Source organism: Arthrobacter sp. PAMC25564 (assembly GCF_004798705.1).
Taxonomy (GTDB): Bacteria; Actinomycetota; Actinomycetes; order Actinomycetales; family Micrococcaceae; genus Arthrobacter.
In genome coordinates this window covers 1627998-1640153 of record NZ_CP039290.1, presented here as the reverse complement: position 1 = coordinate 1640153, position 12156 = coordinate 1627998, and the positions used below count along the sequence as shown (strand labels likewise).

8 protein-coding genes are annotated in these 12156 nt (G+C 67.9%); 1 reads left to right on the top strand and 7 read right to left on the bottom strand.

The genetic code is table 11. The features are described 5' to 3' along the window. The first annotated feature begins 70 nt into the window (after positions 1-70). Positions 71-697 (top strand): RcpC/CpaB family pilus assembly protein, encoded by a 627-nt coding sequence (locus E5206_RS07490; protein ID WP_240690032.1) that lies wholly within the window; start codon positions 71-73, stop codon positions 695-697. 7 nt (positions 698-704) lie between these two features. On the opposite strand, the gene E5206_RS07485 is transcribed toward E5206_RS07490, so the two are convergent. The 7 genes from E5206_RS07485 to E5206_RS07455 all read right to left on the bottom strand — a co-directional run bounded on the left by E5206_RS07485 (position 705) and on the right by E5206_RS07455 (position 12069). Further along, positions 705-4862: an AAA family ATPase gene (locus E5206_RS07485; protein WP_205760022.1), complete on the bottom strand. Its 4158-nt coding sequence runs from the start codon at positions 4860-4862 to the stop codon at positions 705-707. Positions 4863-5092: 230 nt separating this feature from the next. Further along, positions 5093-6682 (bottom strand): glutamine-hydrolyzing GMP synthase, encoded by a 1590-nt coding sequence (guaA, locus tag E5206_RS07480; RefSeq protein ID WP_136321936.1) that lies wholly within the window; start codon positions 6680-6682, stop codon positions 5093-5095. A gap of 131 nt (positions 6683-6813) precedes the next feature. Next, the gene (locus E5206_RS07475; RefSeq protein WP_136321935.1) at positions 6814-7326 is read right to left on the bottom strand and encodes a DUF3817 domain-containing protein; all 513 of its coding nucleotides are present in this window, start codon (positions 7324-7326) and stop codon (positions 6814-6816) included. Next, positions 7323-8225: an SURF1 family protein gene (locus E5206_RS07470; RefSeq protein ID WP_136321934.1), complete on the bottom strand. Its 903-nt coding sequence runs from the start codon at positions 8223-8225 to the stop codon at positions 7323-7325. Before E5206_RS07470 ends, E5206_RS07475 begins: the two co-directional genes overlap by 4 nt. A gap of 317 nt (positions 8226-8542) precedes the next feature. After that, positions 8543-9031: a PTS sugar transporter subunit IIA gene (locus E5206_RS07465; protein ID WP_136321933.1), complete on the bottom strand. Its 489-nt coding sequence runs from the start codon at positions 9029-9031 to the stop codon at positions 8543-8545. 77 nt (positions 9032-9108) lie between these two features. Further along, positions 9109-10860, bottom strand: coding sequence for a glycerol-3-phosphate dehydrogenase/oxidase (locus E5206_RS07460; protein ID WP_136321932.1), 1752 nt, complete (start codon positions 10858-10860; stop codon positions 9109-9111). Positions 10861-10932: 72 nt separating this feature from the next. After that, a complete protein-coding gene (locus E5206_RS07455) occupies positions 10933-12069 on the bottom strand; it encodes a GuaB3 family IMP dehydrogenase-related protein (RefSeq protein ID WP_136321931.1) in 1137 nt (378 codons plus the stop codon). Positions 12070-12156 lie beyond the last annotated feature (87 nt).

Below are 12156 nucleotides of genomic sequence, written 5' to 3'. Positions count from 1 at the left end.
GGGCCCAGGCGGCCCGACGCGCGCCCGGAAGCCGGGAGGCCGTCCGTCGCGCCGCCGCCTGGCCGCCTGGTTGAACCGCAACCGCCGGCTGGCGGTAGCCCTCCTGCTGTGTGTTGCGGCCGCCCTGGCGGTGCAGCAGCTCACGCCGGCGCCCGCAACGACCGTGGCAGCCTTGGCGTCCGTCAGCGACCTTCCGGCAGGCAAGACCCTCTCACCCGACGACGTCGTCACCCTCGATGTGCCGCCCGCCCTCGTGCCCGGCGGGAGCTTCAGCAACAAGGCGGCAGTCCGGGGAATGCAGTTGGCCGTGGCACTGCGAAAGGGCCAGCTGCTCTCCGACTCCCAGCTCCTGGGGCCCGGGTTGCTGGCCGGAAGCCCGGCCGGCTCGGCAGCCGTACCGCTCCGGATGGCGGATCCTGCCTCGATCCAGCTGGTCTCCCCCGGGCAACTGGTGAACGTGGTGCTCACAAGCGGCAGCGGTTTTGAACAACCGGCGGCATCCCAGGTCCTGGCGTCCGCCGTCCCGGTGCTGTGGACCTCCACACGGGGCGGGAAGGCCGGCCAGTGGCTGGCGGCAGGAGGAGACGCCGAGGGCCTGATCGTCGTGGCCGCCGACCCGGAGCAGGCGCGCCGGCTGGCTGGTGCCTCCACCTTGGGCAAGCTTTTTTTCGTACTTGTGGGAACCGCCCCGGGCTAGGGCTGCACTAGCCCCAGTGCGGAGGCTTCTGCTCCTGAAGCCACGAGTCGTGGTCATAGCTGTTCGGCTGGTCGCCCCACCGGCGCGGATCGTCCTCGGCCGCCTTGTTCGGCAGCAAGCCGCCGGCAACCGTGGCGTGAACTGCCTGCCGGGGGGCGTCCACTGCCGGAGCGCCCGGCTCCGGTGCGTAATTCACTTCATCCAGGTGCCCGCCGTTTTGGCGGCTGCTGCCCCGGATTTCGCCGTCTGCACTCATGCCGTCGGCCTCCTTACTGCCTGTTACTGTTTCCTGCTGATCCGCGCTGCGCCACCCCCCACGCATCTGCCCAGGGAGCGCCTGTGCGGGCCGTGCCTGGCCGCGGGATGTCTCGTTGTCCGGGCTGTGCACCTGGCTTGCGGCGAGATTCTCGACGTCGTCGTCGAGGAACCCCGGCGAGGTCCGCATCAGCCTGGATGCTTCCGGCTTATCCAGGCCCAGATACCCGCCGATGCGGTCGGCGCAGGCCGAAGGATCGGTGAACACCTCTATGGTCCATAGTGGCACATAGCGCCAGCCGAGGCGCTCCAGCACCTGCGGCCGGAGCCGGCTGCGTTCGCGGACGGTCATCCGCCGGTACTGTTCGGTACCGTCGGACTCGATCGCGACGGGCCGGGGAATCTCGGCATCCTCCTGGCCGATGGTCCTCAGCGGGTCGGCCGCCGCAACCATGTTCACGGCTCCGTCATACTGGTGCCAGACCCTTGCCCCGCGGGCACGGAGCCGGTCTCCGAGGTCAGCCACCAGCGGATCGGCACCAAGTGCCTGCTCACTCGCGGCGGCCCGGGAGGCGGGGCTGCCCAGATCGGAGTTTCCCGCAATTTCGCGGTCAAGCAGTTCGTAGAAGTCCACCGCGCCGTGGCTCAGCCGGGTGACATCCAGATCCTCGGGACGGAAACAGCTGAGCACATGCAGGGACCGGCGCGAACGCGACATCGCCAGGGCAAACTTGGCCCGTCCGCCTTCGGCGGAGAGGGGGCCCAGGTTGTGCAGCGCGCGCCCGTGCGGAGTGCGGCCGTAACCCGGGGAGAAGATCACGTGGTCGCGGACCAGGCCCTGGGCGCGTTCCAGGTCCACTACCCGGAAGGACTCGTCGCCTGCGGTGAAGAAGCTGGCGAGCAGCGGATAGTTGGGCAGCTGCAGCCGGATGGATTCGCCGATCCGGGCCGCATGGCGCAGGCTGCCCGTGACCACCGCCAGTGACGTCCGGGGCCGCAGCCTGGCGTGTTCGAAGACGAGCTCCACTGCCCGGTTCACCTCGGCGACAACCGATTCGACGCCGTCGTGGTCCGCGCTGGGCAGCCCGGTGCCGTCCGGCAGGTACTCGACCGTCAGGGATCGGTCCAGGCCCGTGGCGGACTGCCCTTCCGGGAGCCTTCGGAGCGTGCCGTCGTAGAAGCCCTTGCTGAGCTGCCGCACGAGGTCCTCATCCACCGCCCGGTAGACGGTCCGAAGGTTCCAGACAGGCAGCACGGCCGAGAGCGCCGCATAGGCGCTGTCCACGCCCTGGTGGGAGCTCTCGCCGGCGGCGAGCCGCTCCACCCCGACGGTGAACGTCCGGGGGCTGGCGATCCTGTCATCGCCGAAGGCAATCACCTGCCTGGCGCGGGCAACGGCCGGCAGGACGGCCTGAAGCGATGTCGCCTCGGCGTCCAGGATGACGACAGCGTCGAACCTCTGTTCCACCGGGAGCACACCGGTCATGAGGTAGGGGCTGACCGACCATACCGGCACGAGCATGGGGAGAAGCTCCGGGGCCTGGCCGGTCAGGGCCGCCAGCGTGACCCGGCCGTCCTTCAGCAGGGTCCGCAGCAGGTCCGACTGGCGCGGATACTCCGCGATGGCCGCACGCCAGCGTTCGGACAGTTTCCAGCGGAGCCGGGCGGCGCCGCTGGCAATGTGGGCGTTGTCCGCGAGGCGGTACTCCGCTTCGAGCTGCCGCAACGCCTCGCCGTCGGACATGGCGAGGTAACCATCACCGCTGATCATCGCTTCCAGGGCCGACTGCCACCAGGCCAGTTCGAGTTCGGCAGCTACCGACTCTGCCGGGACCTCCCGCTCGGCCAGGTCCGCGAGCAGTTCGCCGAGGCCGTGTTCGCGCATGTTCTCCACGAGCAGTGTCCGCTCCGGCAGGGTCTCCAGGGTGCCGGTATCGGCCACCAGCCGGTCCAGGCGTTCCATCAGCTCTTCATAGCCGGTGCGGTCCAGGCCACCGCCGGCTGCCGTGAATTTGACGGCCTGGCCCAGCTCCGCCAGTTCGGACTCCAGCTCGCGGTAGAGGGCCGTGATTTCTGCGAGACCGGAGGGAATGGCCGGGTGGCGTTGCGTTGTGGCGTAACCGGACCATGCGGCCCGCTGCTCCTGGACAAGGAGGAGCGAGCTGTGAAGATCTGCGATATGCACCCCGGGCCGGACGTATTCCTTGGCCACGCGGCGGAGGCGGGAGCGCTGCATCGACGGCATCTCAATGTTCCGTTCGCGGCGCCAGGAGGAGGCTGCGGTGGCGGAGATGAGGTCGTGGACCGGGCGGTCGAAGATGTCCGGGGTGAACCTGTCAAGGCTTTCGCGCACCGCAACCAGGAGTTCGATCTGCTCTCCCCATTCGGCGAAGGTGCTGCCCAGGCGGATCTCGGCGTGTTCGGCGACGCCGTTCATGCGCTCGCGCAGCAACGGCAGCTTCCCGGCTACGGAGCGGGCCACATGCTGGGCCTCCTGGGTTTCCTTGCGGGTCAGGAGCCTCGCGCCGTGCCAGGGGCTCGTGGTCGAAGCACGGCTGAAGCTGCCCAGTTCGGCGGCCCTGCGGAGCCGGCCGGCCAGCTCCTCCCGGTCGCGGATATTGTCCAGCACGCTGCGCTTGAGCCGGACCGTGGTGGCCGGGGCGGGCTGGATGGACGTCAGCGCGGCCAGTGACTGCATGGCCTCATACGGGGAGCAGCCCCAGCGCTGCCGCACGTTGTGGAGCGATGCCACATGGTCCATCAGGGCGTGGCGGTGTCCGGTCAGGGTGGCGTGAAGATTCGCCAGCTGGGGCTGCAGGGACTTCTCATTCCGCACGATGGCACGGACAAGCTGGCCCTTGATCTGCAATGGGGTCGCGTTCCCGGAGAGCTGCAGGAGGATGGAGTCGAGTCCGAGGACGTCCAGCTGGCCCGAGATCTCGGCGAGGCTGGCGCGCCGGTCCCCCACCACCAGGACCGTCTTGCCCTCATCGACGAGCGCGCCGATCGTGTTGATGGCAGTCTGGGTCTGGCCCGTGCCCGGCGGGCAGCTGACCACGAGCGAGTCCCCTGCACGGACGGCATCCACAACGTACTGCTGGTCCGTATCGGCGTCGAGCAGCAGCAGCTCGTCGGCCGGGTCCCGCTCATCGGTGCTGGGGAATCGGCCGGCCGGCAGTTCCGGCACCTCCACGGGCCCCCCGGCGGCGGCCCGCGCCAAGGCGGCCACGACGGCGTTGTTCTGGTTGATCCACGGATCGTCCAGGTTTCCGGACAGATCGGCGAAGGTGGAGACGAGCAGGTTGTGCTCGACCTCGGCGCCGTGGATCGGCTGGATGAGCGTGCCGAGACGGTCCAGGACCGGCTGCGGATCGTAGCGGGCGGTGCTGTACGCCATCCGGGTCACGGCGTTGACGTCAAAGACGATCCCGTGGACGGTTTTGAGATGGCGGATCAGGGCAGGGTTGATCTGCGCCTGTTCGGTCAGCTGCAGTTCATAGTCGTCCTCGCCGGGACGGACCGTCAGGGAAATCGCAGTGAGCATGACCGGGGCCGAGATCCGCTGTGGCTTGCCCCCGACGGCGGACGTCCAGACGACGGTGCCGGCCGAGAAATAGCCGGCGTCGATGCCGCGGTCGTTGGCGAGTTCGAAGATCTTCGAGCGGAGGTTGCGTGAGGCCCGGGCCGCGACAACGTACTGCTGCCGGTCGCGGATCAGGGTGGAGAGCCGGGTGCGCCGGCCCGCCATCAGCTGGGCAAGCCCGGACGGGTGGGCGTGGGTGAGATCAATGGAGCCTTCGGGCGTCTTGGTGAACCGCAGCATCGTATCTGCTCCGGTGACGGGCTTAAGCCCCGACAGCCAAGTCCTGAGCTCCTCAGAGTCCTCGGGGTGGCCTTGACCAACTGACACTGCTGCCTTCTTTTCTCTGCCTGCGTTTTCTTGGACTGCGTTTGTTCTGGCTGCGTTTTCTCTGCTCGCGCGGGACGCCTTGGACCATACCGGCATGCATTCGAGGGTAGCCCGAATCAGGGCCCGGTGAGGCACCGCAACACTGGCGCGGAGCAAATTGAACCAGAATTCGGGAGTAATTTGGGAGTGAAACGAATGGCCGGCCTCGACGAGGCCGGCCATTCACAATGCTATTCCCACTCGATGGTTCCCGGCGGTTTGCTGGTCACATCGAGCACCACGCGGTTGACGCCGTCCACCTCGTTGGTGATCCGGTTGGAGATCCTGGCCAGCAGATCGTAGGGCAGCCGCGACCAGTCCGCGGTCATGGCGTCTTCCGACGACACGGGACGCAACACGATCGGGTGGCCGTAGGTGCGGCCGTCGCCCTGGACACCGACGCTGCGGACATCGGCCAGCAGGACAACCGGCATCTGCCACACCTCGTCGTCCAGTCCTGCCGCGGTCAGTTCGGCGCGCGCGATCGCGTCAGCCTTGCGCAGCAGGTCAAGCCGCTCCTTGGTGACCTCGCCGACGATCCGGATGCCGAGGCCGGGGCCGGGGAAGGGCTGGCGTCCGACGATTTCCTGCGGCAGGCCAAGCTGGGCACCGACGGCGCGGACCTCGTCCTTGAACAGGGCGCGCAGCGGTTCGACGAGTTCGAACTGCAGGTCTTCCGGCAGGCCGCCCACGTTGTGGTGGCTCTTGATGTTTGCGGCACCTTCGCCGCCGCCGGATTCGACGACGTCCGGGTACAGGGTGCCCTGCACGAGGAACCTGATCTTTTCGCCGTGCGCGGCCGCCTCGGCGATGATGGCCTGTTCGGCTTCCTCGAAGGCGCGGATGAATTCGCGGCCGATGATCTTGCGCTTCGTCTCCGGGTCGCTGACACCGGCCAGTGCGCTCTGGAAGCGCTCCTGCTCGTTGGCGACATAGAGCTTGACGCCCGTCGCGGCTACGAAGTCGCGTTCCACCTGTTCGGCTTCGCCTTCGCGCAGCAGGCCGTGGTCCACGAAGACGCAGGTCAGCTGTTCGCCGACGGCACGCTGCACGAGGGCCGCGGCGACGGCGGAATCAACGCCGCCGGAAAGGCCGCAGATGACCCGGGCATCGCCGATCTGTGCGCGGATCCGCTCGACCTGCTCTTCGAGGATGTTGCCCGTGGTCCAGTTCGGCTCGAGCCCGGCGCCCTTGAACAGGAAGTTCTCCAGGACCTGCTGGCCGTAGGCCGAGTGCTTCACCTCGGGGTGCCACTGGACCCCGTAAAGGCGCTTTTCCTCGTTGGCGAAGGCGGCGACGTCGGCGCCCGCCGTCGTCGCTAGGACCTCGAAGCCCTCGGGAGCGTCGTGCACGGAGTCGCCGTGGCTCATCCAGGTGCTCTGGTGCTGGGGCATGCCCTCGAGGATGCTGCGGCCTTCGCCGATGGTGGTGGTCTCGGTGGCGCCGTATTCACGCAGTCCGGTCCTGGCCACCTTGCCGCCAAGGGCGTTGGCCATGGCCTGGAAGCCGTAGCAGATTCCGAAGACCGGAACCCCGGCCTCGAACAGGTCTGCGCCGACGCTCGGGGCGCCTTCGGCGTACACGCTTGCGGGGCCGCCGGAGAGGATGATGGCGGCGGGGTTCCTGGCCAGCAGTTGCTCGGTGCTGTAGGTATGCGGAACCACTTCCGAATACACATTCGCTTCCCGGACGCGGCGGGCGATCAGCTGCGCGTACTGGGCACCGTAGTCAACAACCAGCACCGGCCTGTGGGACGTCTGGGATGCAGTGGGAGTAGTCACCCCCCTAGCCTACTTTGCGCCGCCGCCCGGCCGCACATTGCGAAGTCCGGGCGGCACCGTATCCGGGCCCCCAGGTAAGCGAACTCACATTACGGACGCCCGACGGCGGCCGACGCCCCGGGGCCGAAAACTCAGTAGCGCTGCGGTGCCTGCGGGTTCGCGGCCAGCTCGGCCTCCACCTCGGCGTGGAACTTCTTCTCCACAAAGAAGGACAGGAACGGCACAACGCCGCCCAGCGCCAAAAGGACGAGCTTGCCGAACGGCCAGCGCATCAGGGACCACAGGCGGAAGTTGGAAATCAGGTACACAACGTACATCCAGCCATGCACGATCAGGATCGTGACCGAAAGGTTCACTCCCCCGATCACTCCCGCCGGCTCGGCGTCGGCGAATCCCAGGCCGAACGGCTGGCCGGTGAGGGCGTTGGTGCCGCCCGCGAAGAGGTACTGTCCGAAGGCGTACCGGGTGACCAGCTCGGCACAGAGCAGGAGCAGCATGGATCCGGTCAGGTAGGCCATGACCTTGTAGAACTTCAGGGCGGAACGGATCTGGGCCTCGGTACCGCCGAAGCGGCGCTTCCGGCCGGCGGCTGTTCCCGCTCCATTGGACTGCTGCGGCTGGATGGCCGGCTGGGGCTCGATCATGATTGCACCTTCGGGTCTGTTGTGTTGCGGTTGCTGGTATTCGTGCTGGTCCCGGTTGGCTCCCCGCCGTCGGGCTCCCCTTCGGGCTTCCGGCCGGCGGCGGCCGCCTCGGCTGCGTCGAGTGCGTCCTCCAGGCCGCGGCGGTAGTCGTCCTTCACCAGGCGCCACCAGATAAACAGCGCGAATCCGGCGAAGACGACCCATTCCACGGAATAGAAGAGATTCAGCCAGTTGACCTTCTGGGCGGGGGGCTGGGGCCCGACGTTCAGCGGCTTGACACCGCCGCGCGAGACGGCAACCGCGCCGACGTCGGCGTTCCCTGACCGTTCGGAGCCCGCGGCGACAAAGCCGGGGTAGCTGCTGACGTCCCAGACGTTGATGAGTTCCGCGACGGATACGGCGGTTGCGCGCCCGGGGCCGGGGTCGGTTGCCGGCAGCGGTGCTTCGGACGGCAGCAGCCGTCCGGTCAGTTCAATGATGCCCGACGGCGGTGCCACGGCATCCGCCGGATCCGCCACCCAGCCGCGTGCCACGGGGATCCAGGTCTGGGCGGAGGCGCCGGCTCCCGTCAGGACAGGGGCATCCTTGACGGCGAACGCTGAGACTATCCAGTAGCCCTTCGCGCCGTCGTTCAGGCGGTCCGGGACGAGGACCTGTTTCTGCGGATCATAACTCCCGGTAGCGGAGATCATCTGGTCGGCGACCGAACCGTGGAAGAACTCCCCCGGCCGCAGGGCGGCGGTGAGCGGTTTGAGCTCCTCGGTCGTGGTGCTGGCCGGAACCTCCGACTGGGTCGAGCGGCCGAACTGCCACTGGCTCAGCAGCACAAAGACCCCCGAAATGGCGATCGCAAACACAAGGCCTGCGATCCAGCGGGGTTTGAGGGCAGTTTTCAGCACCCCTTAACCGTACTTCGTCGGCGTGTAGAACAACGAAACGCGTTGGGAATCGGGTCCCGGGAGTGGCCTGCTGCCCCGGAGTGGGGCAGCAGGGTCCCTGCGTGGCGGCGGAGTCGACACGAAAGGGCCTGCCCCCGGAGTGGGGCAGCAGGGTCCCTGCGTGGCGGCGGAGTCGACACGAAAGGGCCTGCCCCCGGAGTGGGGCAGCAGGGTCCCTGCGTGGCGACGGAGTCGACACGAAAGGGCCTGCCCCCGGAGTGGGGCAGCAGGGTCCCTGCGTGGCGACGGAGTCGACACGAAAGGGCCTGCCCCAATCCCTAGTGATCGAAGAACACCAGGCTGGAGTTGATGAGTTCGGCGATCACCTCGGGGTCGTAGGCCCGGCGCAGCGACTCGCGGAACGATTCCTTGGACAGCGAGCGCGCCAGCGTCGCCAGCACCTCGAGGTGGTCGGAGAAGGAGCTGGCCGGGGTCGCGATCAGCAGGATGACCGTGGCGGGGCCATCAGCGGCGCCGAAGTCGAGGGCCTTGCCATACTTCGTGATGCCCACCGCGATCGAGGTCCGCGACACGAGCTCGCTGCGGGCGTGCGGCAGCCCGATGCCGCCCGGGAGTCCGGTGGCCAGCTGATGCTCGCGAGCGCTGACATCCTTGAGGAATCCTTCGAGGTCGGAGATCCGGCCCGCGGCATGCATCCGTTCCGCGAGCTGGGCCGTGGCGTCCAGTTTGTCGGTGGCGTCAAGCTCCAGGATCACCATCTCGGGGGTGGTGAGGCCGGCGTCATACCGGTCCAGTGGTTCCGCCAAGTGGTGTCCCTTCGAAGTGGCAACGGTGTACGCCGCCCGGAGCGCTCATGATGAGCGCAACGGATCGGCGGAGCCTGTCAACGCAACGGAACGATATCCTCCACGCCCATTCGTGCTGCGTCGGCGGATTCGTCGTCCGGTTGCTGCTGGCTCAGCCGTTCGGCGTCGACCCGTGCCAGGTAGTGCTTGATTTCGCCCTCGCGCTGCGCATCGCTCCAGCCGAGAACGTCTGCCATCAGTTTAGCGACTACGGGGGCGGCAGAGACACCCCGGTCCCACGACTCGATCGAGATCCGGGTTCGGCGGGTCAGCACATCCTGCACGTGGCGGGCACCTTCGTGCGTGGCGGCGTAGACGGCCTCGGCCGCCAGATAGTCATCGGCTCCCGGCAACGGTTCGCCCAGCTCCGGGTTTGCGGTGATGAGCGCCAGCACCTCGGCGGCCATGGAGCCGTAGCGGTTGAGCAGGTGCTCGATCCGCGCCACGTGGACGCCGGTCTCCTCCGCCATCCGGTTCCGCTTGTTCCACGCGGCCTTGAAGCCGCTGGCACCGAGCAACGGAATGGAATCCGTGCAGCTGGGCGGGACACGCTCGTCCATGCTCCGCGTCGCCTCGTCCACGGCATCCTTGGCCATGACCCGGTAGGTCGTCCACTTGCCGCCGGCCACGACGACGAGTCCCGGCACCGGGTGCGCCACCACGTGTTCGCGGGAGAGTTTTGCGGTGGATTCGTTCTCCCCTGCCAGCAGCGGGCGCAGGCCGGCATAGACGCCTTCGACGTCCTCGCGGGTGAGCGGGCGCTTGAGGACCTTATTAACGTGCTCCAGGAGGTAGTCGATGTCCTTGCTGGACGCCGCGGGATGGGCTTTGTCCAGGTGCCAGTCGGTGTCGGTGGTGCCAATGATCCAGTGCCGGCCCCACGGGATGACGAACAGCACGGACTTCTCGGTCCGCAGGATCAGCCCGACGGTCGACTGGACACGGTCCCGGGGCACCACGAGATGGATGCCCTTGGAGGCGCGCACCTTGAGCTGGCCGCGGTCCGTCACCATGGCCTGGGTCTCGTCGGTCCAGACCCCGGTGGCGTTGATGACCTGCTTGGCCCGGATGTTGAAGCTGGAGCCATCCTCGTGGTTGACCACCTTGGCCCCGACGACGCGTTCGCCTTCGCGGAGGAAGTCCACGACGGACATCTGGTTGACCGCGTGGGCACCGTAGTGCGCGGCGGTGCGGACGAGGTTGGCCACGTATTTGGCGTCGTCGACCTGGCCGTCGTAGTAGCGGATGGACCCTACGAAGGCGTCGTCCTTGAGGCTCGGCGCGGCGCGGAGGGTCCCGCGGCGGCTCAGGTGCTTGTGGAAGGGCACCCCGCGGCTGTGCCCGCCAGTGATGGACATGACGTCGTACAGGGCGATCCCGGCGCCGACATACGGCCGCTCCAGGAAGGGCCTCGTCAAGGGGTACAGGAACGGGACAGGCCGGGCAAGGTGCGGGGCGAGGACCGAGAGGATCAGTCCGCGCTCGTGCAGTGCCTCTTTGACCAGGGCGAAGTCGAGCATCTCCAGGTAGCGCAGGCCGCCGTGGATCAGTTTCGAGGACCGCGACGAGGTGCCCGCGGCCCAGTCGTTGGCCTCCACGATGCCGACGCTCAGCCCGCGGGTGATCGCGTCCAGGGCGGAGCCTGCGCCGACGATGCCGCCGCCGACGATCAGGATGTCGAGTTCCTTGCCCGGCTCGTTGGTGCCCTGGAGGACTGCGATTGAAGCTTCGCGCTGCTCAGGCCCCAGAGCACCACCGGGCACGGGAGAACCGCCAGGAAAACTGTTCATTTCACGCCTCCATCCGGATCAAACCTCGTAGGGCACCAGACTACGTCCAAGTGGTCCGGATGGGCAGGGGTCTCAGTTCCCCGCGTAGGGCGAAACGACGACGTCGACGCGCTGGAATTCCTTCAGGTCCGAGTAGCCGGTGGTCGCCATCGAACGGCGCAGCGCACCGATCAGGTTGGATGTGCCGTTGGTGTGGTGTCCGGGCCCGAAGAGTACCTCTTCGAGCGGTCCCACGGTGCCCACGTTGACCCTGTCGCCGCGGGGAAGTTCGAGGTGGTGCGCTTCCTGGCCCCAGTGCCAGCCCTTGCCGGGGGCTTCCGCGGCGCGGGCCAGTGCGCTGCCCAGCATCACGGCGTCGGCGCCCATCGCGATGGCCTTGACGATGTCGCCCGAGACGCCCATGCCGCCGTCGGCGATCACGTGCACGTAGCGTCCGCCGGACTCGTCCATGTAGTCGCGGCGGGCTGCGGCGACGTCGGAGATGGCGGAGGCCATCGGCGAATGGATCCCGAGTGCACGCCGGGTGGTGGTGGTGGCTCCCCCGCCGAACCCGACCAGGACGCCGGCGGCACCGGTCCGCATGAGGTGCAGGGCCGGGGTGTAGCCGGCCGCTCCGCCGACAATCACGGGGACGTCGAGTTCGTAGATGAACTGCTTGAGGTTCAGCGGTTCGTGGTCCTTGGAGACGTGCTCGGCCGAGACGGTGGTGCCGCGGATCACGAAGATGTCGACGCCGGCGGCCACGACGGTCTTGTAGTGTTCCTGGGTCCGCTGCGGAGTGAGCGAGCCGGCGACGGTGACCCCGGCGGCGCGGATCTCGGCGAGCCGCGAGGTGATCAGCCCGGGCTGGATGGGCGCCTTGTAGAGCTCCTGCATGCGGCGGGTGACGGCCGGGCTGTTGGTCTCGTCGGCGAGGGCGGCGATCTCGTCCAGGACGGACTGCGGGTCCTCATAGCGGGTCCACAGGCCCTCGAGGTCGAGCACGCCGAGTCCGCCGAGGCGGCCCAGGGCGATGACGGTTTCCGGGGACATGGCCGAATCCATCGGTGCGGCGATGACCGGCATGTCGAACATGTAGGCATCGATCTGCCAGGAGACGGACACGTCCTTGGGGTCACGGGTACGCCGGTTGGGGACGATCGCAAGGTCATCCAGGGAGTAGGCACGACGCCCACGCTTGCCAAGGCCAATCTCAATCTCGTAAGTCACTGCTCTAGGTTATCCCAGTGAAGGGACCTGATGCCGATGGGCCGCCCGGCTCCCGGAGCCGGCCCTCGCCCCTTTGCCACATCTGGC